Source organism: Jiella endophytica (assembly GCF_004519335.1).
Taxonomy (GTDB): domain Bacteria; phylum Pseudomonadota; class Alphaproteobacteria; order Rhizobiales; family Rhizobiaceae; genus Jiella; species Jiella endophytica.
In genome coordinates this window covers 420380-442612 of the sequence record NZ_SOZD01000005.1, presented here as the reverse complement: position 1 = coordinate 442612, position 22233 = coordinate 420380, and the positions used below count along the sequence as shown (strand labels likewise).

The 22233-nt window shown below is 65.6% G+C and carries 29 protein-coding genes, 2 pseudogenes and 1 riboswitch; of the genes and pseudogenes, 17 read left to right on the top strand and 14 right to left on the bottom strand.

Features of this window, described 5'->3' with window-relative positions; translation table 11 throughout:
• Nucleotides 1-3 precede the first annotated feature (3 nt).
• From E3C22_RS18105 to E3C22_RS18080, 6 genes are read right to left on the bottom strand one after another with little or no spacing between them, the layout of a single operon-like run.
• Complete coding sequence (locus E3C22_RS18105) at nt 4-1215, bottom strand: phosphoadenosine phosphosulfate reductase domain-containing protein (protein ID WP_134763277.1); 1212 nt, start codon at nt 1213-1215, stop codon at nt 4-6.
• On the bottom strand, nt 1215-2600 hold the full coding sequence (locus tag E3C22_RS18100; protein WP_245515052.1) for a primase/helicase family protein: 1386 nt from the start codon (nt 2598-2600) through the stop codon (nt 1215-1217). The genes E3C22_RS18105 and E3C22_RS18100 overlap by 1 nt, the downstream gene beginning before the upstream one ends.
• On the bottom strand, nt 2597-2779 hold the full coding sequence (locus E3C22_RS18095; protein ID WP_134763276.1) for a hypothetical protein: 183 nt from the start codon (nt 2777-2779) through the stop codon (nt 2597-2599). Before E3C22_RS18095 ends, E3C22_RS18100 begins: the two co-directional genes overlap by 4 nt.
• Nucleotides 2773-3138 carry a helix-turn-helix domain-containing protein gene (locus E3C22_RS18090; protein ID WP_134763275.1) on the bottom strand — a complete coding sequence of 122 codons (366 nt, stop codon included), beginning with the start codon at nt 3136-3138 and terminating at the stop codon, nt 2773-2775. The genes E3C22_RS18095 and E3C22_RS18090 overlap by 7 nt, the downstream gene beginning before the upstream one ends.
• Nucleotides 3135-3593, bottom strand: coding sequence for a hypothetical protein (locus E3C22_RS18085; protein WP_134763274.1), 459 nt, complete (start codon nt 3591-3593; stop codon nt 3135-3137). Before E3C22_RS18085 ends, E3C22_RS18090 begins: the two co-directional genes overlap by 4 nt.
• On the bottom strand, nt 3590-4171 hold the full coding sequence (locus E3C22_RS18080) for an MT-A70 family methyltransferase (protein WP_134763273.1): 582 nt from the start codon (nt 4169-4171) through the stop codon (nt 3590-3592). Before E3C22_RS18080 ends, E3C22_RS18085 begins: the two co-directional genes overlap by 4 nt.
• Nucleotides 4172-4230: 59 nt before the next feature.
• Between E3C22_RS18080 and E3C22_RS18075 the strand changes: the two genes are divergently transcribed.
• The gene (locus tag E3C22_RS18075) at nt 4231-5424 is read left to right on the top strand and encodes a hypothetical protein (protein WP_134763272.1); all 1194 of its coding nucleotides are present in this window, start codon (nt 4231-4233) and stop codon (nt 5422-5424) included.
• Between the two features lie 185 nt (nt 5425-5609).
• Here E3C22_RS18075 and E3C22_RS18070 read toward each other — a convergent pair whose 3' ends face one another.
• Complete coding sequence (locus tag E3C22_RS18070; protein WP_134763271.1) at nt 5610-5804, bottom strand: hypothetical protein; 195 nt, start codon at nt 5802-5804, stop codon at nt 5610-5612.
• 629 nt (nt 5805-6433) lie between these two features.
• Here E3C22_RS18070 and E3C22_RS18065 point away from each other — a divergent pair.
• Nucleotides 6434-7411: a hypothetical protein gene (locus tag E3C22_RS18065; RefSeq protein WP_134763270.1), complete on the top strand. Its 978-nt coding sequence runs from the start codon at nt 6434-6436 to the stop codon at nt 7409-7411.
• A 74-nt stretch (nt 7412-7485) separates the two neighbouring features.
• Here the strand turns inward: E3C22_RS18065 and E3C22_RS18060 are convergent, their stop codons facing one another.
• Nucleotides 7486-7980, bottom strand: a complete 495-nt coding sequence (locus E3C22_RS18060; RefSeq protein ID WP_134763269.1) for a phage regulatory CII family protein — start codon at nt 7978-7980, stop codon at nt 7486-7488.
• A complete protein-coding gene (locus E3C22_RS24825) occupies nt 7977-8393 on the bottom strand; it encodes a hypothetical protein (protein WP_245515051.1) in 417 nt (138 codons plus the stop codon). The genes E3C22_RS18060 and E3C22_RS24825 overlap by 4 nt, the downstream gene beginning before the upstream one ends.
• Nucleotides 8394-8443: 50 nt before the next feature.
• Here E3C22_RS24825 and E3C22_RS18050 point away from each other — a divergent pair, with 50 nt between their 5' ends.
• On the top strand, nt 8444-9256 hold the full coding sequence (locus E3C22_RS18050) for a LexA family transcriptional regulator (protein WP_134763268.1): 813 nt from the start codon (nt 8444-8446) through the stop codon (nt 9254-9256).
• Here the strand turns inward: E3C22_RS18050 and E3C22_RS18045 are convergent, their stop codons facing one another.
• On the bottom strand, nt 9257-9877 hold the full coding sequence (locus E3C22_RS18045) for a WYL domain-containing protein (RefSeq protein ID WP_134763267.1): 621 nt from the start codon (nt 9875-9877) through the stop codon (nt 9257-9259).
• A 142-nt stretch (nt 9878-10019) separates the two neighbouring features.
• On the opposite strand from E3C22_RS18045, the gene E3C22_RS18040 reads away from it, so the two are divergent.
• The 13 genes and pseudogenes from E3C22_RS18040 (at nt 10020) to E3C22_RS17985 (ending at nt 14644) form a co-directional block, all read left to right on the top strand.
• The gene (locus tag E3C22_RS18040) at nt 10020-10340 is read left to right on the top strand and encodes a hypothetical protein (RefSeq protein WP_134763266.1); all 321 of its coding nucleotides are present in this window, start codon (nt 10020-10022) and stop codon (nt 10338-10340) included.
• A 4-nt stretch (nt 10341-10344) separates the two neighbouring features.
• Nucleotides 10345-10656 carry a hypothetical protein gene (locus tag E3C22_RS18035; protein WP_134763265.1) on the top strand — a complete coding sequence of 104 codons (312 nt, stop codon included), beginning with the start codon at nt 10345-10347 and terminating at the stop codon, nt 10654-10656.
• Nucleotides 10653-10802, top strand: coding sequence for a hypothetical protein (locus tag E3C22_RS24525; protein WP_167591809.1), 150 nt, complete (start codon nt 10653-10655; stop codon nt 10800-10802). The genes E3C22_RS18035 and E3C22_RS24525 overlap by 4 nt, the downstream gene beginning before the upstream one ends.
• Entirely contained in the window at nt 10799-11131 is a 333-nt protein-coding gene (locus tag E3C22_RS18030; RefSeq protein ID WP_134763264.1) for a hypothetical protein, read from the top strand. The genes E3C22_RS24525 and E3C22_RS18030 overlap by 4 nt, the downstream gene beginning before the upstream one ends.
• Nucleotides 11115-11300 (top strand): hypothetical protein, encoded by a 186-nt coding sequence (locus E3C22_RS18025; RefSeq protein WP_134763263.1) that lies wholly within the window; start codon nt 11115-11117, stop codon nt 11298-11300. The genes E3C22_RS18030 and E3C22_RS18025 overlap by 17 nt, the downstream gene beginning before the upstream one ends.
• Nucleotides 11297-11578: a hypothetical protein gene (locus E3C22_RS18020; RefSeq protein WP_134763262.1), complete on the top strand. Its 282-nt coding sequence runs from the start codon at nt 11297-11299 to the stop codon at nt 11576-11578. Before E3C22_RS18025 ends, E3C22_RS18020 begins: the two co-directional genes overlap by 4 nt.
• Nucleotides 11575-11799, top strand: coding sequence for a hypothetical protein (locus E3C22_RS18015; RefSeq protein WP_134763261.1), 225 nt, complete (start codon nt 11575-11577; stop codon nt 11797-11799). The genes E3C22_RS18020 and E3C22_RS18015 overlap by 4 nt, the downstream gene beginning before the upstream one ends.
• On the top strand, nt 11796-12482 hold the full coding sequence (locus E3C22_RS18010; RefSeq protein WP_134763260.1) for a hypothetical protein: 687 nt from the start codon (nt 11796-11798) through the stop codon (nt 12480-12482). Before E3C22_RS18015 ends, E3C22_RS18010 begins: the two co-directional genes overlap by 4 nt.
• Nucleotides 12479-12724 (top strand): annotated as a pseudogene (locus E3C22_RS18005) (DUF2312 domain-containing protein); the annotation flags it as partial. The gene E3C22_RS18010 and the pseudogene E3C22_RS18005, both read left to right, overlap by 4 nt.
• Before the next feature lie 209 nt (nt 12725-12933).
• Nucleotides 12934-13131: a hypothetical protein gene (locus tag E3C22_RS18000; protein ID WP_134763259.1), complete on the top strand. Its 198-nt coding sequence runs from the start codon at nt 12934-12936 to the stop codon at nt 13129-13131.
• Complete coding sequence (locus tag E3C22_RS17995; protein WP_134763258.1) at nt 13124-13321, top strand: hypothetical protein; 198 nt, start codon at nt 13124-13126, stop codon at nt 13319-13321. The genes E3C22_RS18000 and E3C22_RS17995 overlap by 8 nt, the downstream gene beginning before the upstream one ends.
• Nucleotides 13314-13487 (top strand): annotated as a pseudogene (locus E3C22_RS24980) (helix-turn-helix domain-containing protein); the annotation flags it as partial. The gene E3C22_RS17995 and the pseudogene E3C22_RS24980, both read left to right, overlap by 8 nt.
• Before the next feature lie 14 nt (nt 13488-13501).
• The gene (locus E3C22_RS17985) at nt 13502-14644 is read left to right on the top strand and encodes a tyrosine-type recombinase/integrase (RefSeq protein ID WP_134763256.1); all 1143 of its coding nucleotides are present in this window, start codon (nt 13502-13504) and stop codon (nt 14642-14644) included.
• A gap of 305 nt (nt 14645-14949) precedes the next feature.
• On the opposite strand, the gene E3C22_RS17980 is transcribed toward E3C22_RS17985, so the two are convergent.
• The gene (locus tag E3C22_RS17980) at nt 14950-16272 is read right to left on the bottom strand and encodes a UDP-glucose dehydrogenase family protein (protein ID WP_167591584.1); all 1323 of its coding nucleotides are present in this window, start codon (nt 16270-16272) and stop codon (nt 14950-14952) included.
• Nucleotides 16273-16422: 150 nt separating this feature from the next.
• On the bottom strand, nt 16423-17556 hold the full coding sequence (locus tag E3C22_RS17975; RefSeq protein WP_134759339.1) for a 2'-deoxycytidine 5'-triphosphate deaminase: 1134 nt from the start codon (nt 17554-17556) through the stop codon (nt 16423-16425).
• 47 nt (nt 17557-17603) lie between these two features.
• Nucleotides 17604-17681, top strand: a riboswitch (SAM riboswitch).
• A gap of 64 nt (nt 17682-17745) precedes the next feature.
• Here E3C22_RS17975 and E3C22_RS17970 point away from each other — a divergent pair.
• The gene (locus tag E3C22_RS17970) at nt 17746-18942 is read left to right on the top strand and encodes an O-succinylhomoserine sulfhydrylase (RefSeq protein WP_134759337.1); all 1197 of its coding nucleotides are present in this window, start codon (nt 17746-17748) and stop codon (nt 18940-18942) included.
• Between the two features lie 339 nt (nt 18943-19281).
• On the opposite strand, the gene E3C22_RS17965 is transcribed toward E3C22_RS17970, so the two are convergent.
• Entirely contained in the window at nt 19282-19887 is a 606-nt protein-coding gene (locus tag E3C22_RS17965) for a CDP-alcohol phosphatidyltransferase family protein (RefSeq protein WP_134759334.1), read from the bottom strand.
• A gap of 49 nt (nt 19888-19936) precedes the next feature.
• Nucleotides 19937-22231 (bottom strand): SEL1-like repeat protein, encoded by a 2295-nt coding sequence (locus tag E3C22_RS17960; RefSeq protein ID WP_134759332.1) that lies wholly within the window; start codon nt 22229-22231, stop codon nt 19937-19939.
• Nucleotides 22232-22233 lie beyond the last annotated feature (2 nt).

Genomic DNA, 22233 nt, shown 5'->3' with positions numbered 1-22233 from the left:
CGGTTAAAGCATCAGCGGCTGCACCGAGCCGTCCCGAAATACGAGGTCGAGAGGTGTATCAGCCCGTGGCTCGTTGCCGTCCCATCCCTGTGGCCAGGTCTCCGCAGCAACCAATTCGCGGATCCGCGTTGTTTCTTCGGAATTGAGGATATCGACGCCGGGCCCATCGCGTTTCGCTGCGGCCTCGTTGCATTCGGCTTGGATCTCCTCGATCCGCTCCAGCGCCATCAGCCGGGCGTCAAAAGTCAATGGTCCCATGCGCTGAGGATTGGCCGCGGTCGACCCGTCTTTCAAAACCTCGGCTCCCGCCTTCCGCAGGCGATGACGCGGCTCACGCAGCTCACGGTAAAGAGGCTTCAGCCTCCGAAGCGGCGCCAGGTGAGCCCAATCGGGGTTGGTCAGTACAGTCTCAAGCGCCAGTTCCTGGCTCGCGAGAGGACAGCCGATGCAGCCAGTCCTGGCGGCGATCTCGGCCGCCTCGTCGCCCCCATAGGCATCGGCGATCGCGGCTGTCGCCCAGCCGCCATAGTCCTTCATCGGCGCATAGATTCGCAGCCAGTCCCAGACATTGCAGACACGCCAGTGCAGGATTGGCGCCAGCGTCGCGATCCGGCCACGCACCCCCTTAGACTGCGGCAGGACCTGCTGATACCAGCCCTGCCCGCATTCGGCGCCGTCCTTGCCGCAGGACATAGCGATGCGCTGATCTCGGATAGCGCTTTCGCCCTGCCTGACGCCGGTGATCATCAGGACGTTGCCGTCCAGAGCGTCGAGCCGAGCGGAGATTGCCGCCGCCATCGGATCGACCTTGATCTGCCGCGTACACCAGCGGAGCGTGTTGTTGTTTGGAGGCGGCACACCGCGACCAAGCATGTAGACGAGGAACCGCTTGTCGAGCGGAGCGCGAACCACCTCGCACGGGACGCCTCGCATGCGAAGTTGCTCCATGAGCGCGAAGGCTGATGCCTGCAACGGCGGCAGTTCCTGCCGCGTATCAGCGTAGAAGACCGTCAGAGATTTTGGTGGCGCAATTCGACCAACATCGATCAGATGAACGATCAGCGTCAGAACGGCCGAGGAATCTTTGCCTCCTGACCAGGCGATGCACCAATGCGGGTGCTCCGGCCCATAAGCCCGCATCGATTGGATCGTCAGCTCGATCGCGTCGTCATAGGCAAGTCGTGCTTCGCCAGAGAAGAGAGTGGGCTGTCGCATCACGCCGCCTCCTCGCGTGCCGAGAGCAGGTCGCAGAAATCCATCCCCGCCGGCGGCCAGGCCGTCACCATCGACCGGTCGGGCCGAGACAGCCGCGCTTCGGCGCGCATCATCGCCGCGCCCGTCGCGATTAGTTCGGAATCGCCGTCGGCGACGAGCAGGACCTCGGTCACATGATCCGGCACTTGGGCGCTCGCATCCGCCGGTTCGTCCGGCTTCGGAATCGGCCCCGCCACCTGGAGCGGCGCCTTGCCACCCTTGTTCTTCAGGGTCGGATGCGGAAACCGGGCGGCCGCCCGGCCCGCCAGATTGCCGAGGTCGCCGGCGGCGACATAGATGGTGTCGGTTGCGCCCCCCTCGGCGATCGCGACGGCGAGGACGTTCTCGCTCCCCTCGCCGCAGACGAAGCGCGTCCGCGCCGGGTCAGGCAGGATGCGGCCATCGATTGCCACGGAACCCACCAGCGGCAGGAGACCGCCCTTTTTCACGCCGCGCATCTTCTTCATCGGCAACCGCGCGATCGTCACCGAGCCGGCGTCAGGGCCGTCCAGCGCCTCTTCCCGCAGCCAGACCGAGGGCCGGCCCTTGTGTGACGCCATGCCCGCACGGGCAATCCATGTCAGATGGCAGCCGACAATGGCGCCATCAGGCATCACGAAGGGCAGCACCATCGCCGGGGAGGAAAAGATCGCCTCGACTTCGCCACGTCCGCAGACCGGCCGCCAGACGGCATCAGGCCCTGGCCGATCCGCCGAAACGCAGACCGCCATCGCCTTGCCCTTCTGCGGCTGCAGCCAATAGTTTTCGTCGGCGATCACCCGGGCGAAGGGTAGCGCCGGCGGCGCGAAACCGCCGAGCCGGGCGGTCAGATAGGCGATGACCGGCGCGCCCGCCCTGCCGGCGATCGGGGCCGCATGGGCCCACTTGCCGCGCGCCTTGGCGATCTCCTTCTCGCGATAGACGTTCTGCATCCGCTCGGCCTCGGCCCGTTTCGCCTCCGCCTCGCGCCGCCGCTTAGCAAGCCTTGCCTCTCGCTGAGCGCGCTCCTCGGCGCTCTCCGCCTCGTCCCCGGGCGCGTCCCGGCCGAGGGCTGCCGCACAGGCGGCGAGGAATCCCTCGCGCTGCGAGACATCGAGACCGGAAAGATGGGCTGCGAGCGAGATCCCGTCATGGCCGCCGTCGGCGCCACGGCAGTTCCAGGCGTTGCGGCCGCGATTGATCGAAAACCGGTCGGTACCGCCGCAGACGGAACAAGGGCCCGCCTCCTCGCCGGTCGAAACCCGCTTGAGGCCGGCAACGCCGAGCCGGTCCGCCGCCTCGCCGACGCTCACCTGCCGCGCCTCCTCCACGAAGGCGTCGATCAGGGCTCTGTCTGGCCTGTTCACGCCAGGCCTCCCTCGACGAGGGCGAAGATCGCCTCGCCCCGTTCGGCATCGCGCACCGCATCGAGCAGCACCACGACGTCCGGCTCCGGAACGGCGAGCAGCCGGGCAATGTCCAGCGTGTCGAAATGAGAGGTGCGCCAGAGAGCGACAATCGCCGCCGATTGCATCGCGGTCAGCATGACAGCGCCTCCTTGAGGTGTTCGCGGCCGGTCAGCCGGTAGCCGAGGCCGCGGGTGGCCCGGATCGAAAGCCCGTGGGGGCGGATCTTCGGCCTGAGGCGCGAGAGATGCGCCCGCAGCATGTTGTGTGGGTCGGAGGCCCGCCACTCGGCGCCCCAGAGCGCGGCAAACAGCGTTTCCGGCGCGGCGAAGCCGCTGCGGGCGAGCACCTGGACGATGATCGTCTCGGCCCGCGTCAGTCCCCAGGCCGGCGGCACCAGCGCGACACCGCCGGCCAACTCGGCCCGCAGGTTGCGGATCACCGCATCCCGCTCGGCGACGTCCGCCTCGAGCTGCAGGATCTTCTGCGCCGCGTTCATGGCCGCACCGCCAGCGTCAGGTCGGTGAGGAAATCAGGCCCGGCCGGGTTGCGGCGCAGCTCGTGGCCGCGCGCCCGGGCAAAGCTCAAGACCTCGCGATGGGTGAAGCCGGCGTCGTCGGCCGCCTGTTTGACCATCTCGACCGCCAGCATCGCGCCCATTCGGGCAGCGAAGGTCGCTTCGAAGAAGTCGGCAAGCGGGTTCGGGAAGATCGGGGCGAGCCCGGTGACAGCGTCGCCGAACCGCCCGCCCCCGACCGAGGCGGCCATCACGGCGAGCGCCTCGGCAAAGTCGCTGGGCGCCACGGCGGCCCGGCCGCGGTTCTCTTCAAAGGCGATAAAGTCGCGATAGGTGCGTGAAAGATCCAGCCGCCCTGCCGGGTCGGCCTTGATCCGCGCCCGCGTGAAGGCGACAATCGCCGGATCGAAGGTCGGGAAGTCGGGCCGAATGGTCATTTCGCGGCCTCCGGAAACTTTTCGATCTCGTTGCCCCAAGGGGTCCAGCCGGGCCGCCGCTGACGGGCGAAGATGTCCGCCCGCCGCCCGTCCGGCACCAGCGCTTCGATCAGGGCGTAGAACTCGTCCGGCTTGCGGCTGTGCTCGCGGGCGACGCCGTCGATCGCGGCATCCTCCAGCGTCTCGACGAGGTTCTTGCACTTGCCCTTGGCGATCGCCGCGCCCTTCAGCCGCCCGACGAGGAACGGCTCGCAGACCGAGCGCAGCACGTAGCCGGTGCCCCAGCGCAGCTTTCCCGAAGGTGTTCGCTTGGCCCAGGCGCCGCCGGTCACCGGCTCGATACCGAAGCCGCGCATGATCGCCGCCTGCCGGTCGATCAGCGGCCAGGTGCACCACATGACGAGAAGCCCGGAGGGCGCCAGAAGGTCGCCGATCCGCGTGGCGGCGATCTCCTCCATCGTCATGGTCTGATATTGCGCCTGCGGCGACTTTTCCTCGCCCTTCGGCGACCACGTCGCCCACGGCCAGGGAAAGTCGACGACCACGACATCGAAGGCGAAGAGCTGCAGGTCGATCATGCCAACCTCCCGCTTGCGTTGCGAAAAGCGGGCGCTACGGTGACAGCTGGAGGTGGGACATGACGGAACACAAGGGGCTGCGTTCGCCGCGCCACCTGATGCGCAACGCTGTCAGAAGACGCATGCCCGAATGGTGGCGGCACAAGACGGGCGGGAAAGGCAACCCCTGGGAAAACGAACCACCACGCTTTTCCAAGTGGCAGCGCTGGATGCGTCTGCTCTTTCGGCGAAACCGGCTCGGCGAGCATCAGGAAGCCGGAGCGGCTCTGCGTCGGCGAGAATACAAACTCGCCCATTGGACGATGATGACCTTCGCCTTTGTCGTCGGTGTCATTGCCATGGTGGGCTGGAATGTCATGAGCATGCCTCCGGGCAAGATCAATGCCGGCATGGAGTTCCTCTGGCGCCTCTCGATCATTCTCGGCGGTCTTCTGACTGCAATCACGGTCCTCTGGCGCGGCATGATTTCGGTGCGCCAGACAGAAACCAGCCGGCAGCAGGTTGATCGGATGACCCGTCAGATCCAGGCGACACAGGAGAACAATCTGGCCTTGATGCTGCAGAAAGGCGGCGAGATGCTTGGAGCTGAGGAGCCTGCAAAAGTCGAAGCCGCAATCGCCACTCTGAAGGCGATCGTCGTTGATCCAAGCGAAAAATACGCCGTCGAAGCAATGGATCTCTTGGCGGACTTCGTTCAGCGCAATGGGCGTAGTGGGCACGAGGGGATCAGTGTCCGATCCGCAATTGCCGCTTTGGCGGCCGGTGCGAAGTTGAGCCGCAAAAGCGGTCGAACGATCAGTTTCCAGAGTGACGATGAAAAATGCGTCTGGACACTTGTATCTGGAGTTTTCCAGTGTGAGTACTCTGGAGGAAAGATAGGCGCAAACAGCTATAGGCACGAACTCGCGACGTATTATATCTTTGAAAAGACAACTTTCTATAACGATTTTATTTTCGCTGAAGCGGATATGGTGATTATAGGCATGAGAAATAAGTTTATTAGGTGCAAATTTCTTAATTGTCATTTTCGCGCAATTCCCGCGAATTTGCTTTCCGAAAACGAATTTGGAGATTGCAATTTTTCTTGGTGCGCTATTGTCGGTGGTTTGGACGAGATTAATTCTATCGACTTGCGAGCAGGACGGAATTTTTATCGGGATAATAAGCCACCTGTGCTTTGCCCTGGCGGCAAAGTCAGCGAGGATCAGCCTCACTGGGGCAATATATTCCGCAAAGTTAAGGGCGTAGCTTAGAAGATACTGAGCCGCCACAGCAGACGCAGGATTGCTTTTTGCAGCGAGTTTTGTGATCGCGCCTTCGAGCATCTCGTCAACGCTGTCTGATACTCGCACTGCAGCCGTCGCCTGCCAGGCGGCCAGCGGCCTAAAAAAGGTGACGGCTTCGATGTCAAACGCGGAGACCAGAAGCTTGCGGGCGATCACGCCGACCTCCCCGTCCATTCGCCGCGGCCGAGGGCGGCGTGCGTGTCGCACCAGCAGCGCTGGCCGCTTTCGCGGCGGGCGAGAGAGACCGGCGCGTCGCAGAAGAGCTGCGGGCCGGAGTGGCCCTCGACCTCGACCGGCCAGGTGCAGCCGGTGCGCAAGGTCGTTGCCTCGAGCGTCAGGTGCGGCACCGGCCTGGTGCCGGGAAGCGGCGCGAAGGCCGCAGCGCGTGCGGCGAGCGATGGCGCTTCGGGCTGATGCGTGACCTGGCTCGGTGTCTGGCCGTTATCATCCCGCGGTGCCGCTAGAGGCGGCTTCGAAGGGCGGTGGCCCCGACGCTCGGTGATCTCCCCCCTTGAGGGGGAGATGGGCGGCAGCTCAGAGGGGGGTAGTGACGGGGTCGAGGCACCCCCCTCTGCCTTGCCAGGGTCGGATGCGAGCCGCGCGTCTCGCTCCCGACCCCCCTCAAGGGGGGAGATCGGACGCGTCTTCGCCAGCGACACGCCACCGCCCTTGCGGAGCGGGAAGCGGGCGCGATTGCGATGCATCATCCCGAGGACGGAGCCTTTCGAGCGGCCCAGCGCCACGCCGATCTGCGTCGCGCCGACGCCCTCGCTCCAAAGCCGCGCCGCCTCGGCGATCTCCCGGCCCGTCCAGTCCGTCGGGAGGTTGGACCGGACCGCTGAGCGGGCGCAGCCGTCGAGGACAGCCGAACGACGAGTGATATCGCGTCGTGTGGAGGTGTTCTGTCGCGGGCTCATGCCGCCCTCGCCCTTGCGTTGCGGAGGGCGGCCGCTACGATCGCGCGCGGAGGTGGGGAATGCCTGACAGACTCGACCGGGAGGACCGGAGTGCTTTTCGGCGCGTGAAGGACTGGTTGTGGTCCCTCCGTTGGCGCCGCGCGCTCGAACGCGTCTTCTTGCTGGCTACGTTGGTGACGCTTTGTTTCGCGGTCTACGTCGTGGCGTGGCTGGGCCTGCCGCTCTTCGACTCGCCGAAGCTTGTGAACGGGGACGAGCGGTTTCGCCTTGACGTCGTTTGGCGTGTCTCGGTCTTTCTTGGCGCCCTGGTGACCGCCTTCTCCGTCTTGTGGCGCGGCACGATTGCTAGTCGCCATGCCGATTCTCAGCGTGACGCAATCGATCGGCAGACCGACCAGATTAAGGAGACACGCCTTCAGAGACTTGCATCTGAAGAGAAGCAGAATCTTGAAGATCTCCGAATCAGCGCGAATCTTCTCAATTCCGAAAGCAAGACCGATATCGAAATCGCCATTCGAGTTCTGCAGCGAATAATAGTAGCCCCCGAAACTCGATACTGGCAGATCGCGATGGATCTCCTTGCAGACAAGATGCAGTCGATAGGTATCAGTGATAATACTTATGCAATGAAATACATGTATTCGGCTATGGAGAGCGGCGCGAAAATTGGGAGAACGTCCATGAAGAGTCTTGCTTTCGGGACTACACACCCAGATGCTAGATGGCATCCAATCGCCGGGGTTTGGCATATAACTTTTGAAGGGGGGATAGTTACGTTCCCTCAATCCTTTCTTGCGTGCAAAAGCCTCCCTACCCTTGCTTTGCGGTCCAGTTGCATAGAGGTCATGACAGACATTCCCACGACAAGATATGAGAGCATGCCCGCAATATCCAATGCATTCAGAGAGAAATTCGTAGCAGGAGAGTTTCCAAATACCCTTCGCTTTGATTTTCGCGATACTGACGACCTCTATTGGATCGACTTCGCTGCAAACGGCGACGAAACTTTGCTCATTATTCAGGAGCCGTCTCGATAGACAAGTCGGCTCCATTTGGAGCGTTGCGAAGCGCTCATGACGCCGCGCAGCCCGAACCTGACGAGCTTGGCCGCTCATTCGCCCGCCTCCAGGATCTGCTTGAGGTGCAGGTCGTGGGTGACGAGGACGACGAGCGCCGCCGCGATGCTTTCCCGCATGCGCAGCGCCCTCACCTCAACCGCTTCGATGCGCCCGTCTTCGGCGGCGGTGGCGATGTTCCGGACGACGGCGTGGATGCTTTCGCCGATCTCGGCGATCGTCTTCATGTAGCGGGCACTCCCGACCTTCTCGCCGGTCAGCCGGACGAAGATGCCGCCCGCGGCCATGGCCATGTCTTCGGCAAGAGCCGTGCAGCCGTAGCGCTCGGTGATCTGCCGCGCGCGCACATAGGAGAATTCACCTGCCTGGTCGGGATCGAGCGCCTTGTAGAGCGTGCCCTCGGAGACGGACAGGAAGGCGGCAACCTCCGCCATGCCGAGCTGCGGCTCGCCCCGCGCGCTTTCGCCGATCTCCGCGACAGCTGCGGCGAGCGCCGCATGCGCACCACGACGAGGCTTCTGCGGCCTCATCGTGTCGCCTCGTCGGCAAAACCGCCGGCACATTGCCGATGCGCCGTCAGCCGATCTGCCGCATTTTCGCCGCCATGATCGTTGTCTGCCCCGCCCTTAAGCTCACTCGCGTCGCTCTTCGCTGGCAGAGAACCCGCGCCCGCCTCATCCCTGCCAACGACACCCGCGCTGGCCTGAGGCTGCGGCGCAGGTCGTGCGATGCCATTCGGCCAGTCGGTGCCGTCGGGCCAATTGGCGGAGAACCAGCTGACCGCCTGCTCGAAAATGCGAGTGGTCACATCTCCGCCCCGCGCGAGGTCGTCGAGCTTCGAACCTCGGCCAAGGACAATGGTCGAGACGCGGGCTCGCGACAGGCCAACAGCCTGGCAGTAGCGGTCAGCCACATGAATGAGTTGTTCGCGGAGGGTCATCATGCGGGCAATATGCGGACATTTGACCGCATAGTCAACGGGCGATCGTCCGCATGACTTCGGCGCTCGCGCGGATTATTGTCCGCGACATGGCTGATGCGACAAACAATCACACCGCCGAGGCGCTGCATGCGCGGATCAGCGAGCGCTTGGCCGACCTTGGCCTGAGCGCCAACGCCGCCGCAATTCGGAGCGGACTCTCGCGGGACTTTGTGCGCAACACGCTGCGCCGACCCGGCCAAGTACCGCACACAGACAACTTGCAGAAACTTGCGAACGGACTGGAGACGACGTTCGAATGGCTGCGATGGGGTCGCGGCGAGAAGACGCCTGGTGTTCAAGCATCTGAGAAGTCGGAAGATAGGGGATCACAGGCTGAAGCCGGACGCCCGCTCTCAGAGGTTTTGCCGATCGCTTCGGTTAATCTCGACCAGATGCGAGAGGCCATGCCGCCGAACATGCCGGTCTATGGCACTGCCGCTGCGTCCCTTGCCGTCCGTCACGAGGGCGCTTTCGAGATGGAGAGCCGCGTCGTCGAGTTTGTTCGGCGGCCGCCGGCCCTGATGCAGGTGCCGGAGGCCTACGCCTTCTACGTCGCCGGCAACTCCATGGTGCCGGCGCACATGCCCGGCGACCTCCGATTCGTTCATCCCTACAAGCCGCCCCGCCAGGGCGACACCGTCGTCGTCCAGGCGCAATATGCCGAGCACAGTGGCGTAGAGGCGTTCGTCGGCATCTATGACCACGCGACCTCTGACAAGCTGTTCATCCGCAAGCTCAACCCCGACGCAACGGTCGAGTTTTCCGCGCGCCACCTCAAAGCGGTGCATCGCGTTCTGACGCTGAACGAGCTGTTCGGCGTCTGATCAGGCGCCAGGTCCGCGATCGGCCGCCTCTCGAAAAGCCGCCGCAGCCTTATCGTAATGCTTCCATGTCCGCGTGTCGCTGCGCGTCCTTAGCCGCCACGGCCGCGCGCTTTCTCCATCCTCGACCTCGACGAGGACGGCGGCCCCGGACGCGGTGACATCCCCGGTCATGACAACGCGCCGGCGCATCGGCGTGAAACACAATTCGACGCACGGCGCGGCGAGAAAGCCGGATCCTCGCTTTTTCGGGCGATGAAGGCGGAGTGCGAAACCCGATCCGTCAGCCGTCTCGCGCACCGACCAGCCGAGTGCGGCCCATCGCTCGCGAGAACCCGGGCAAATGTCCTCAACCGCATCCGGCTCGCCCTCGACGTCTGGAAACCATCCCGCCTGCCAGCGCGCGGGATCGGCCGTGCGGGCCGGTGTCGGCAGCGGCTCGATCTTGTCGAGCGAAAACGTCTTGACGGTGTGGGACGCGTAACATCGGGCCCGGAGCTTCGTCCCCTCAATGGCCAGCGGAGCAATGTCCCGGATCGCGCCCGGCTGACTACCGCCATGATACCGGATGGAGACGAGCTCCCCCGTCCCCATTGCATCCTCAAGCCGCTTCGCCACATCCATGCGCCGCCTCCACAATCTGCACTCGCAAGGCTCGCGCGAAGCAACGGAGACGACAAGCGGACGTTTGACCGCATTTCAGCTTGACGCGGACAAAAGACCGCATTAGCTTTGCCTCCCATCAACCTCCGATAGGAGCATTTTCGTGCGAACTACCCTCTTCAGACCCGCCGTCGCCTCCTCCTCCCAGACGGCGGCGCCTGCGCCGTCCGACGCCGGGCGTCCTCCCCGCGCGGCGTCGGGCGGCGTCTACTTCGATCCCCAGGCCGTGAGCCGCCGTCATTTCGGCTTCTTCGACGAGGGCGACGCGGCACTCCGCACCGAGCTGATTGCTGCCGGCGAGGCCCGCAGGCGTCTCGACGCATTTCTCATGGCGGTCTTCTTCGCTGCCTCGCTCGTCGCTGCGGTGCTGATCGGCTTCGGCTTTGCCGCCGGCATCCTCAGCCTTCCCGTGATCGGAGGCTGAGGCGATGATCGCGTTTCGTACTCTCACACCGGCCGAGATCGCCCGCGCCCGCCGCTCCAATCTGCCGACAGATGCGGGGTCCCCGCCAGCGAGCGGCCTCGCCGCGAAGCTTAAGGCCGGGGCAGACAAAGCCTTTCCAGACGTCTCCGAATCCGCCGAGCGCATGGCCGCGAGGATGATCGACATTGCAGCGCTGACCGGCGCCTGCACCGACGCCGATCTGATCGAGGCCGGCTTCACGCCCGACGATCTCACCCGCGACGGCCGCATCGCCCGGCAGCTCGCCTATGGCGTGTCGGAACGGCGGGTCGCATGAGCACCCGGCAGCTTACCGAGGCTGCGGCGCTGCTTGCCGCCGCCTGCCTCTTCGCCGTCGGCTGCATGGCCGGCGCCGATCGGGCCGGCGCCATCGACCGCGCCAGCCAGGAGGCCTTCGTCGCCTATCGGGGGACCGCGTCATGACCACCGAAACGACCGCATCGGCCTTCGAGGGCTGGGCCATTCTCGAGTTGATGGGCCATCGCGTCCGCCCGGGCTTCGTCAAGGAAGTCGAGATAGCAGCATCAAAGATGCTGCGCGTCGACATTCCTGTCGGCGAAGCCGGCGAGGAATACGTCACCGAATATTACGGCGGTGGCGCGGTCTACAGCCTGCGCCCGACCACCGAGGAAATCGCCCGACGGTCGGCCCGCGAGCGCTACGGCGCTGATCCGCGACCGGTCCGGCCTGTCGACTATCGCCCGGCCATCACCAGCGAGGACGAGGAGGTCGACGATGACCGCCCGTTCTAGCCGGCGCAGCACCAAGGGCGGCACCTTCCGCGTCCATTTCATCGGCGGCCTCGTCGAGACCGTCACCGCCGCCACGGCGGGGGCCGCCCGCAAGGTCGCCGCGAAGGCTGCTCCCAAGGGCTCCGTCATTTCCAAGGTCAAGCGCGACAGGGCTGGAGGCGCATCATGACGCTTTCGCGGGAAGACCTCGCCGATCGTTTCCTCGAGACCTCTTCGGGCGCCCTGAGCATCGCGGCAGAAAGCGTCCTGGCCGGCGCGAAAGCCGGCGAAACGGCGGGCGAGCGGGCGGCGATCATGGTCGCTGGATGCGCCACGATCACCGAACTCGTGCTCTTCCGACTTGCCGAGGCCGGCATGCCAGCCGCCGAGCTTGCCATCCTTCGCAAGGCGATCGCCGGCGCCATCGCCGAGGGCGGCGAGGCTTCGCAGAAAGGTCCGCTGCAGTGACCCGCCGATTCGAAGCACACCCACCCCACGCGACGCCCGGCGTCGCCCTGATCGAGAACGGCCGCGTCACCGAGACCGTCTGCCTGACGGCGCGCGCCGACTGGGCACCGCAGATCGCACGGGCTCTCAACATCCTCGAGGGCGATCGTCGGGCGATCGCCGCCGAACTCGCCGAGGCAATGAACGACGCGCCTTCCGCAGGCGACGGAGGAGCTTCGTGACAGGCCCCTTTGCACCCACGGCCATCGGCCGTCTCGTCGACCTGATGGCACCGCGCATCGAGCCGGCGCATCTCCTATCCGAGATCGCGCACGGCCTGTCGCATCTCGCCCGCTTTGCCGGGCAGACCGCCACCCCCTATTCCGTCGCACAGCACTCGGTGCTGATGGCCGAGGCTGCCGAGAGCGAGACCGGCGACCCGACGCTCGCCGCCTATTGCCTGCTCCATGATGCGCATGAGGCCTATCTCGGCGACACCCCGACGCCGGCGCGGCGGGCCGTCGAGGCGGAGATGATCCGCCGGGCCGAGGCCAACGGCACGCCCGACGTCATCGTCGAGGCGCAGATCGCAAGATGGCGAGCCCTTCGCCTCTGCATCGAGGACCGGCTGGACGCCGAGATCCACCGTGCGGCGCAGCTGCCGCCGATCGACGATCGCGGGCGGGCTCTCGTCAAGCTCTATGACATGCGCGCGCTCGCCACCGAGAAGCGCGACCTCCACTCGCTCTCACCCGCCTGGCCGGACCTCCCAAGGGACGTCAAGCCGCTACCGCTGCGCGACGGCATGATCCGCCCGTGGCGCGGGCCCGGCATTGCCTCTGAGCGCTTCGCCACCGCCCTTGCCCGCCTTTGCCCAGACGCCGCAGCGCGAGCGAACCGGCTCACAGAAGGAGACGCCGCATGAGTGATGTGAACGGTGTTGCGCAGGATCAGCTGCGCTCTTTCGTCGAGCGGATCGAACGGCTCGAGGAAGAGAAGAAGACCATCGGCGACGACATCAAGGACGTCTACGCCGAGGCCAAGGGCAACGGCTTCGACACCAAGATCCTGCGCCGCGTGATCTCGCTGCGCAAGCAGGACGCCGACGAGCGCCAGGAGCAGGAGGCGATTCTCGACCTCTACCTGTCCGCCCTCGGCATGAACCCCGACCTTCCCTTCGGCGACGACGAGTTGCCGATCCAGCGCAAGGGTCGCGAACCGAAGCCAGGAGCCGGACGGCGCCGCCGTGAAGACGAGGCGACCGTGTCGGTCTCATTCACTAGCGCCGATGGCGAAAAGGTGACGACGCCGCCGGTCGATCTGGCGACGTTCCGCAAGGCCGTCGGCGAGGCGACGGCGCGCGAAAGGAGCGTCCGGTGAAGCTGTTTCAGATCGCTGCCGCCATCGTGGTCGAGGATGACCGCGACGACCAGACGGTGGTCGACGACATCGCCCGCATCGTCGACGAGGCCCTTACGACTGCCGGCTACGCGCCATCCGTCTGTCAGGCCTCCGGCGGCTCCCGGCTGACCGGGCCCGACCACTCGCTGACGGAGGTCTCGCACCATGGCTGATCACCACGCCATGCTGGCGAGCTGCTGGCGCTGGCAGAAGCTCCAGAACATCGCCGCCATCTTCGCCGCCGCAGGGACTGTCCTTGGCCTCGCGTTCGCTGACTGGGGATGGTGGTCGCTGCTTGGCTTCGCCTTCCTGACCCTCGCCACGAATGGAAGCGTCGAGACAACGATGAAGCGCCATGGCTGACGCGCACTGCGATCTTCTCAAGCCGTCGGAAGCGGCGCGGCGCCTGGCGATCTGCGAGGACCACTTGCGCGAGCTGACCAATGACGGCTTGATACCCTACGTCAATGTCGGCCGCGGCCGGAAGCGCGAGCACCGGCGTTACGATCCGGCCGACGTCGAGGCCTATAAGGAGGCGCGGAAATGTCGGTCTACAAGCGTCGCGGTTCCGACACCTATTCCTACGACTTCCACCATCGCGGTCATCGATTTTCAGGCCAGACGGGATGCACGCGTCGTCGCGACGCGGAAGAATACCTCCGCCAACTCAAGGCGAAGCTGAGGGAGTCGACGATTAACACTGCCCGTCCCCTCTCCTTTGGAGAGGCTGCGACGCTCTATTGGACGGAAGTCGGCCAGCATCACAGAAATTCCGATGATACCGAGCGAACCCTCGCCTGGCTGCAGACCAATGTCGGCGCCAGGACGCCGATCGCAGACATCGACGATGCCCTCGTCGCCCGTCTCGTTGCCCGGCGCCGCGGCGAGACCGTGGCACGCCGCCGCGACGGCGAATTGACCGACGTGCTGATCAGCCCCGCCACCGTCAATCGTACGGTCACTCAGCCGCTCGATGCGATCCTGCGCCGCGCAAGCGCCGTCTGGGGGCAATGCGTCAAAACGATCGACTGGCGCCGCCACAAGCTGAAGGAGCCGCGTGAGAGGGTACGCGAGGCGACACGCGAGGAAGAGAGCGAGATCTCCGCTGCCTTGCGCGAGGACTATCTCCCGGCCGTCGTCTTCGCCATTCTCACAGGCTGCCGCCGCGCCGAGATTATCGGCCTCAGCTGGTCCCGCGTAGACTTCTTCAACCGCACCCTCACCGTCACCGGGAAGGGAGACCGCATTCGGGCGATCCCGATGACGGCCGCCGTCTTCGATCTGCTCTGGACGCTGAAGGACCATCATCCGGAGGCCGTTTTCACCTATGAGGCGCGCCGGGCAAAGAAAGCGAGCCAGACCGGCGGCGCCCGAATTCGCGGCCACCGCTATCCGTTGACGGCTGAGGGCTTCAAGACAGCCTGGCGCCGCGCGATCGACAAGACCGGCGTCACCAACTTCCGCTTCCACGACACCCGCCACACCGCCGCCTCACGGCTCGTCCGCGCCTCCGGCAACATCAAGCTCGCCCAGATCCTGCTCGGCCACTCCGACATAGCGACGACGACGAAATACGCCCACGTCACGCAGAGTGACCTGCGCCACGCTATGGAAGCCGCGAGCACCCCGGCGACCGGGACTCCCACGCAATCCACCACGCAGGCCGCGCAAGCCGCCAACAAATAATTGAGAATGCTGCCGATTTGGATTCGGGCGCATCAGCACCCCATTCAGGTGCGCTACCAGGCTGCGCTACGCTCCGACGAAAGACTGCCTATCCAATGGGCGCGGTCGACGCAAGATGTTTCGGCGGCCTCGCGGCCGGCGACGGAACGGGGACGAGCGGCCCTGCGCCCCTGCCGATATGCTTGCACTCGTCCATCGGGTTTCGGACCCCGACGGCTCAGGTGCCTGAGCAAACCGTTCGGGGTGTCGACATGCTGTCACCCATGTCTCCGGTACGGGGTCATCGCAGGTACGGGATCATCGCATCACAGGCTGGCGCGCATCAGCGGCGAGCCGATCCGCTCGATGTCCCAGCGCGGCACCCAGTCCGCGGTGACATCGACGATTCGTCGCATGTCGAAGATGTAGCGGCGCGCGACCAGCGCCTCGACGGCGGCAAAGTCGAAGCTTTTGAACTCCGCCCATTCCGTCGCGACGAGGACGGCGCTGGCGCCTTCGCAGGCCGCCGCGATGCTGTCGCACTGGCGATAGCTGCGGTGATCGACGGCGAGCCTCGCGACCGGGTCAAAACTCCTGACGTCCGCCCCCTCCTCCAGCAGCGCATGGACGAGATCGACCGCCGGGCTGTCGCGCACGTCGTCGGTATTGGCCTTGAAGGCGAGGCCGAGCACGGCGATCCGCTTGCCGGCGAGCTTGTCGCCGACCGCCGATTCGATCCGCTTGAGGATGTGAAACCGGCGCGAATCATTGATTCTGATGACCGTCTCGACGATCTGTTGCTGGACGCCATGGCGCCGGCCGATGGTCGCGAGCGCCAGCGTATCCTTCGGAAAGCAGGAGCCGCCATAACCGGGGCCGGCCTTCAGGAACTGCGGGCCGATGCGGCTGTCGAGGCCGATGCCGCGGGCGACCTGGTCGATGTCGCCGCCGACGGTCTCGACGAGGTCGGAGATCTCGTTGATGAAGGTGACCTTCGTCGCGAGAAAGGCATTCGCGGCGTATTTGATGGTCTCGCTGGTCGAGGTGTCGGTGAGGATCATCGGCACGCCGCGTTCCTCGAAGGCGGCGTAGCTGCGGCGAACCCTTTCGCGCGCGCTTTCGCCAGCGCCGCCGATGACGATGCGCTCGGGATTGAAGAAGTCCTTGAGCGCCGTCCCCTCGCGGAGGAATTCCGGGTTGGAGACGATCTGCAGGCGCTTGGCCGGATGGTCGCGGTCGAGCCGCGCCTGCAGCCCGGCGCAGGTACCGATCGGCACGGTCGACTTGACGACGATGACGGCATCTTGCGGCGCAACCGCCGCAATGTCGGATACCGCCGCGTCGAGATAGTCGAGCCGGGCATTGCCGGTGCGCTCGCTGGTCGGGGTTCCGACGGCGACGAAGAACAGATCGGCGTCGGCCGCCGCGGCAATGTCGGTGGTGAAGGTGATGAGGCCGCGGGCAATGGTCTCTTTCAGCGCCTCGTCGAGCCCCTCCTCGAAGATCGGCGGGACGCCCTTCTTCAGCATCTCGATCTTGCATGCGTCGAGGTCGACGCACTTCACCTTCAGCCCGAAGCTTGCGAGTCCGACCGCCTGGATCAGGCCGACATAGCCGACCCCGACGACACAGATGGTTTCTGCCTGCACGATACCGTTCCCACACTGATAGTCGTGCCGAGGCGATAGGCCCTTTGACGGGCCAGTCAAGCAGAGTCTGCGACCGGATAGCCATCGCGCCGTCTCCGCGGCAGGACTGTCACGGACCGCCACCCGCCGGCCGCCGGTGTGGCAGGCTGATCAGACGAAATGCTTCGACAGCTTCAGGCCCTGGGCCTGGTAGTTCGAGGCGAGGTCGGCGCCATAGAGCCGCTCGGGGATCGCCGCCATCTTCTCGTAGATCAACCGGCCGACGATCTGGCCGTCCTCGAGGATGAACGGCACGTCGTGGCTGCGCACCTCGAGCACCGCCCGGCTGCCGGTGCCGCCCGCCGCCGAATGGCCGAAACCCGGATCGAAGAAGCCGGCATAATGGACGCGGAACTCGCCGACCAGCGGATCGAAGGGCGTCATCTCGGCCGCGTGGTCCGGCGGCACATGCACAGCTTCCTTCGAGACGAGGATGTAGAATTCGTCCGGATCGAGGACGATCTCGCCGCTGCCGCGCCGAAGGATCGGCTCCCAGTAGTCGGCGATCGGATAGGCGGCGCGCTTATCGACGTCGACGAGGCCGGTGTGGCGCTTGCCGCGATAGCCGACGAGGCTGCCCGGCTCGCCGGCAAGGTCGATCGACAAGGCTATGCCCGCATCGGAGATGTTGACCGTCTCGGCCGACGTCAGCCGCGCCTCGGCATGGAGCGCCGCGAGGTCCGCTGCCGACAGGGTCGGCTCGCCGCGGCGGAAGCGGATCTGCGACAGGCGCGAGCCCTCGCGGACGAGGATCGGGAAGGTGCGCGGCGAGATTTCCAGATAAAGCGGCCCCTGATAGCCCGCCGGCAGCTTGTCGAACTCCTGGGCATTGTCGGCAAGCACCCTGGTGAAGATGTCGAGACGGCCGGTCGAGGATTTCGGGTTCGCCGTCGCCCGCACGTCGGCCGGCAGAGCGAGACGCTCGATCAGCGGCACGACGTAGACACAGCCGGTCTCCAGCACTGCTCCGCCTTCAAGGCTGAATTCGTGAAGGGCAAAGCGCGTGAGCTTGTCGGCGACCGAATGGGCGCCGCCCGGCAGGAAGCTTGCCCGCACCCGGTAGGCGACGGGCCCGAGCCTGAGGTCCAGCGAGGCCGGCTGGATCTGGTCGCCGTCGCGCTCGCGCTCGGCGACGAGCCCGCCCGCATCGAACAGCGCCGCGATGTCCCGATCCGGCAAAATCCCTTCCAGCCTCGCGCTCACCTCGCGCCGTCCTCTCGTCTCTCGGCCCGCCTGCCGGGCCATGTCCCAAGTTTTCGCGGATTGACGCCTAACCGCATCGGAGCTATTTGCAAAGCCATCGTGGTGATTTGGCCGGCCGGCTTGCAGCCACGTAAAACAACTCGCTAAAGGGCCGATCCGAAGACGAGGACGTTCTGGAGGACCGGCGTTGCGGGATCGCAGTGGCCGGTTTTTTGCTGTTCGGAGATGACGATGCTGAAGCGAAGCGACGAAAAGAAACCCCTCAGGCCGGCGACCATGATGGTCCATGGCGGGACAACGCGCTCAGGCTTCGGCGAGACCTCCGAGGCGATGTTCCTGACCCAGGGCTTCGTCTACGACACGGCGGAAGCCGCGGAGGCGCGCTTCAAGGGCGAAGAGCCGGGATTCATCTATTCGCGCTACGCCAATCCCACCACCCGGATGTTCGAAGAGCGGATGATGGCGCTCGAAGGCGCCGAGGACGCCCGCGGCACCGCCTCGGGCATGGCGGCGGTCGCATCCGCCATCCAGTGCCAGGTGAAGGCCGGGGACCACGTCGTCGCGGCGCGGGCGCTGTTCGGCTCCTGCCGCTACGTGGTCGAGACGGTGATGGCGCGCTGCGGCGTCGACTGCACGCTGATCGACGGCCGCGACCTCGATCAGTGGCAGAAGGCGGTGCGGCCGAACACCCGCGTGTTCTTCATGGAGACGCCCACCAATCCGACGCTCGAGGTGATCGACATCGCCGCCGTCGCCGAAATTGCCCACGCCGCCGGGGCAACGCTGGTGGTCGACAACGTCTTTGCGACGCCGATCCACCAGAAGCCTTTGGCGCTCGGCGCCGACGTGGTCGTCTATTCGGCGACCAAGCACATCGACGGCCAGGGTCGCTGCCTCGGCGGCATCGTGCTGTCCTCGAAGGACTGGATCGACGAGAACCTCCACGACTTCTACCGCCATACCGGCCCGGCGCTGTCGCCCTTCAACGCCTGGACGCTTCTGAAGGGTCTCGAGACCCTGCCTTTGCGTGTCGCCCACCAGACCGCCGCCGCAGCGACCGTTGCCGACCGGCTGGCCGAGCGGCCGGAAGTCTCGCGGGTGCTCTACCCGCATCGCGAGGACCATCCGGACCATGCGATCGCCAAGCGGCAGATGGCGGCCGGCTCGACCCTCGTCGCCTTCGATATTGCCGGCGGCAAGGAGGCAGCCTTCCGCTTCCTCAACGCGCTGGAGATCATCCTGATTTCCAACAATCTCGGCGACGCCAAGAGCCTCGTCACCCATCCGGCAACGACCACCCACAAGAACCTGACGCCCGAGGCCCGGGCCGAACTCGGCATCGACGACGGCCTGGTGCGGCTGTCGCTGGGCCTTGAGGACGTCGAGGATCTGTGGGACGACATCGAGGGCGCACTGGCGGCTGTCTGATCCGTGCTCCCACTCCCTCATGGTGAGCCTGTCAAACCACGAGGGGATCCGACCCGTTCGCGCCCGGCGCCCCTCGCCCTTCGAGGCCGCCTGCGGCGGCACTTCAGGATGAGGGGCTAGGTAAAACTCGGCGCTCTCGGTTGCGAAAACCGAGCCCTCTCGTCTGGCGAAAAGCGCCCGCACTCATCGGCGAAGCCCGAGCGCCCTCATCCTGAGGTGCGAGACCGATCTCCGATCGGGCGAGCCTCGAAGGGCGAGGGTGCGGGCCGCTGCGTGAAACTGCCAAGACCCAGGCGCGCGGAGGAAACGTCGCGTTCTCGTGGCGAGCAGCTTGCGGCCTCACCCGAACGTCTTCACCGCCAGCCAGACGCGGGTGACAAAGGTCCACGCCGTCATCGCCGCGAACACATAGGCGATCACCGGAAACCACGCCGGAAACAGGCAGAAAAGGCAGAAGGCGATGATCGTCTCGCTGGCCTCTGCCAGTCCCGTCGAGAAGAAGAACGACTTCTTCCCCCTCACATCGGTGGTGATCTGCCGCTTTTCGGCGAGGACCGCGTAGGCGAGGAAACTCGCGCCATTGGCATAGAAGGTCAGCAGCAGGACGGCGGCCGGCAGGGCGTTCTCAGCCGGGTCGAGCGCCGCAAAGCCGAGCGGGATTGCACCGTAGAAGACGAAGTCGAACGTGATGTCGAGATAACCGCCGAGATCGGTCGGCCGGGTCTGTTTGGCGATCGCCCCGTCGAGCCCGTCGCAAAGCCGCGAGACGAGGATGAGGACGAGCCCGGCAAGCGGGCTGCCGAGCGCGATCGCCGCTGCCGCGCCGATGCCGATGGCAAGGCCTGCCACCGTGACGGCATTCGCCCCGAGCCCGTATGACACCAGCCGGGCTGCCAGTCTCTCGACCGGCGGATCGATCCTCCGCCTCAGTATCGCGTCGAGCACTGCAACTCCACTCGCCTCGTCGCCAGCCCTGCGGGCGCCATCCGCATCGTCAGGACTTCTTCAACCTCTGAAGCGCCTTGCGGGCGTCCTCATGGCCGACGGCTGCGGCCCTGCTATACCATCTCGCCGCCTCGGCGAGATCCTTCCGAACACCTTGACCCGACTGATACATGGCGCCGAGATTGTAGAGAGCCTGGGGCTCGTCCTGTTCGGCCGCCTTCCGGTACCATTTGATCGCCTCGGCATCGTCTTCGCGAATGCCCCGCCCTGTCGCATACATCCAGCCTAGCAGCCTCTGGGCAGCGGCTTCGTTCTTTTCGGCGGCCTTGCGGTACCATTTGACCGCCTCGGTTTCGTTCTTTCGCAGGCCGAGACCATTGGCATACATCCAGCCGAGCAGCCGCTCCGCCGCGGCGTCGTTCTGGTCGGCCGCCTTGCGGTACCACCTGACCGCTTCGGATTCGTTCTTGCTGACGCCGGTGCCGTTGGCATAGGCCCAGCCGACTTCCCGCTGCGCATCGGCGTCACCCAGATCGGCAGCCTTGCGGTACCACGCCACGGCCTCCGTCGCGCTCTCGGCAACGCCGTAGCCGTTCTCGTGCATCCAACCTATCAGGCGCACCGCCGCCGGTTCATTCTGGTCCGCCGCCTTGCGATACCATTTCAGCGCCTCCCCATCGTTTCTCTCGACGCCTTGCCCGTTGGCATACATCCAGCCGAGAAGTCGTTGCGCGGATGCATCGCCCTGGTCGGCCGCCTGCCGGTAGAGCCGCACCGCCGCAGCATCATCTTCGGCCGTGCCCAGACCGTGATCGTACATCCAGCCGAGCTTGCGCTGGCCATCGGCATCGCCCTGGGCAGCGGCCAGGCCGTACAGGCGGAAGGCTTCGGCATCGTCGCGCGGAACGCCCTCTCCCTCCGCATAAATCTCGGCAAGGTTGAACTGCGCCGGAGCATATCCGCGCTCGGCGGCGCTCCTGTAGTGCTTGATCGCTTCGCTCGGGTCTTTCGTTACGCCGAGGCCGTATTGATACATGAAGCCGATATTCGACTGCGCCGGCGCGTAGTTGGCGGCGAGCGCCTTCTCGTACCAGTAGAGCGCCTCGTCATAGCGCTTCAGCTTGTCGAGGCTCCGGCCGAGCTGAAATTGCAGGCGCGGCGAATCCGGCTGTACTGCCGCAGCCGACCGGCAGGCGGGCACGGCACGATCGGCATTCAGATCGTCGAAGGAGACGCCGACGATTCCCGCCGGCCGGTTGCGGTCCGCGGGATAGGCCGCGAGTTCGTCGCACAGGCGGATGGCCTCGCGGGCCTCGGCAGAGAGCCGTGCCTCGACCGGCGCCCCGGCGCCACTGTCCGGCGGCGAGGCAGAGCGGCCGCTCGATCCGCCCGCCTGGTTGATCGCCAGCCGCTCGATTTCCTCGGCGTTGAAGACGTGCATCTGGTCGGCCGGTGTCGCCAGCATGATCTGCGCGATCTCGAGATCGACCCCGGCGCGGCGGAAAAGATCGAGCACGTCCGACAGCGTCGACTGGGTGAAGCCGACGTCCCCGGAACTGGTCGAGGCCACCTGGTGGACGCCGAGGCGGCCCTTCACCACACGTTCCCTGCCGGCGAAGAAGACCAGCGCGCAGGCCGAGAGGCATCGGGATCCCTCCGCGACCTCGGTCGTCAGCCCCCGCTCCAGCACGTCCTCGGCAAGATCGAGAGCGATGATCAGCGAGCCGCCCTCACTGTCGAGCAACAGGGTCCGCGCCTCCGGAATGGCCCTGAGCGCCCGGCGGAACTGCAGGCTGTCGCGGACCCCGATCGGCCCGGTGAGACGGATGACGCCTGGCCGATCGCTGCTCACCACGAATGCGCCGAAGCGGCGTTCGTCGGCGACACTCTCACCGGCAACCACCATGAGCATCGCAGCCAGCGCGGCCATGAAGATCCGATTTAGCGTCATGATCAATCCCGTGGCGCGGAGTTCGTACGCTCCCGGAATGTCCATGAAATGACCTAGCGTCACAAGGGGTTTGCCGGTCAAATTCCGGTTGGTGCCGCAAGGTGCCGTGCGGAGACGGGGCTGGATCGCCGGGCGCGCGCCGCTTTGCAAACCGCATGCAGGGCTCGGCGAGCGTGCTTGTAAAGCCGGACTCATCACTTCCTTGGTGAAGACCGCCTCTTCCCGTCGTCGACACGCATCGGCGACGCTTCCCACTGCCGGAACCAGCGATTGGTCACGCTTTCCGGGCAGATCGCCGGCTGCCCTGTCATTATGAGGCGCGGACCGATGAATTCCGCCGCGATCCGCGCTATAGCCATGCATGCGACTGTCATCATGACGAAAAGGTTGCAAGT

Bases quoted from the DNA above. Each gene is read 5' to 3' on its own strand.
- E3C22_RS18105 (WP_134763277.1), bottom strand. From the start codon at position 1,215: ATGCGACAGCCCACTCTCTTCTCTGGCGAAGCACGACTTGCCTATGAC.
- E3C22_RS18095 (WP_134763276.1), bottom strand. From the start codon at position 2,779: ATGCTGACCGCGATGCAATCGGCGGCGATTGTCGCTCTCTGGCGCACC.
- E3C22_RS18090 (WP_134763275.1), bottom strand. From the start codon at position 3,138: ATGAACGCGGCGCAGAAGATCCTGCAGCTCGAGGCGGACGTCGCCGAG.
- E3C22_RS18085 (WP_134763274.1), bottom strand. From the start codon at position 3,593: ATGACCATTCGGCCCGACTTCCCGACCTTCGATCCGGCGATTGTCGCC.
- E3C22_RS18080 (WP_134763273.1), bottom strand. From the start codon at position 4,171: ATGATCGACCTGCAGCTCTTCGCCTTCGATGTCGTGGTCGTCGACTTT.
- E3C22_RS18075 (WP_134763272.1), top strand. From the start codon at position 4,231: ATGACGGAACACAAGGGGCTGCGTTCGCCGCGCCACCTGATGCGCAAC.
- E3C22_RS18065 (WP_134763270.1), top strand. From the start codon at position 6,434: ATGCCTGACAGACTCGACCGGGAGGACCGGAGTGCTTTTCGGCGCGTG.
- E3C22_RS18060 (WP_134763269.1), bottom strand. From the start codon at position 7,980: ATGAGGCCGCAGAAGCCTCGTCGTGGTGCGCATGCGGCGCTCGCCGCA.
- E3C22_RS24825 (WP_245515051.1), bottom strand. From the start codon at position 8,393: ATGATGACCCTCCGCGAACAACTCATTCATGTGGCTGACCGCTACTGC.
- E3C22_RS18050 (WP_134763268.1), top strand. From the start codon at position 8,444: ATGACTTCGGCGCTCGCGCGGATTATTGTCCGCGACATGGCTGATGCG.
- E3C22_RS18045 (WP_134763267.1), bottom strand. From the start codon at position 9,877: ATGGATGTGGCGAAGCGGCTTGAGGATGCAATGGGGACGGGGGAGCTC.
- E3C22_RS18035 (WP_134763265.1), top strand. From the start codon at position 10,345: ATGATCGCGTTTCGTACTCTCACACCGGCCGAGATCGCCCGCGCCCGC.
- E3C22_RS24525 (WP_167591809.1), top strand. From the start codon at position 10,653: ATGAGCACCCGGCAGCTTACCGAGGCTGCGGCGCTGCTTGCCGCCGCC.
- E3C22_RS18030 (WP_134763264.1), top strand. From the start codon at position 10,799: ATGACCACCGAAACGACCGCATCGGCCTTCGAGGGCTGGGCCATTCTC.
- E3C22_RS18025 (WP_134763263.1), top strand. From the start codon at position 11,115: ATGACCGCCCGTTCTAGCCGGCGCAGCACCAAGGGCGGCACCTTCCGC.
- E3C22_RS18020 (WP_134763262.1), top strand. From the start codon at position 11,297: ATGACGCTTTCGCGGGAAGACCTCGCCGATCGTTTCCTCGAGACCTCT.
- E3C22_RS17995 (WP_134763258.1), top strand. From the start codon at position 13,124: ATGGCTGATCACCACGCCATGCTGGCGAGCTGCTGGCGCTGGCAGAAG.
- E3C22_RS17985 (WP_134763256.1), top strand. From the start codon at position 13,502: ATGTCGGTCTACAAGCGTCGCGGTTCCGACACCTATTCCTACGACTTC.
- E3C22_RS17975 (WP_134759339.1), bottom strand. From the start codon at position 17,556: ATGGCCCGGCAGGCGGGCCGAGAGACGAGAGGACGGCGCGAGGTGAGC.
- E3C22_RS17970 (WP_134759337.1), top strand. From the start codon at position 17,746: ATGCTGAAGCGAAGCGACGAAAAGAAACCCCTCAGGCCGGCGACCATG.